We start from the raw sequence: 255 nt of genomic DNA, 5'->3' as shown, positions 1-255 counted from the left end.
CGGTTCACGTGCATCTGTTGCTTAGAGGCTTTTCCTGGAAGCAGGGCATCAATGACTTCGCCACCGTGGTGACTTCGTCTCAGGTCTCAGTGTTATGGCTCCGGATTTGCCTAAAGCCACCACCTACGCCCTTTCACCAGGACTACCAACGCCTGGCCCATCTAGCCTTCTCCGTCCCCCCATCGCAATGCACGTCAGTACGGGAATATTAACCCGTTTCCCATCGACTACGCCTTTCGGCCTCGCCTTAGGGGC

Annotated in this window: 1 rRNA gene; it reads right to left on the bottom strand. The window is 56.5% G+C overall.

Annotated elements, in window-relative coordinates:
• Window positions 1–255: ribosomal RNA gene (locus C7H85_RS19370) — 23S ribosomal RNA — on the bottom strand; the annotation flags it as partial.

The organism is Zobellella endophytica, from assembly GCF_003012775.1.
GTDB classification, from domain to species: Bacteria; Pseudomonadota; Gammaproteobacteria; order Enterobacterales; family Aeromonadaceae; genus Oceanimonas; species Oceanimonas endophytica.
Note: the sequence above shows the minus strand (reverse complement) of the source record. Positions and strands in the feature narration are given on the sequence as shown.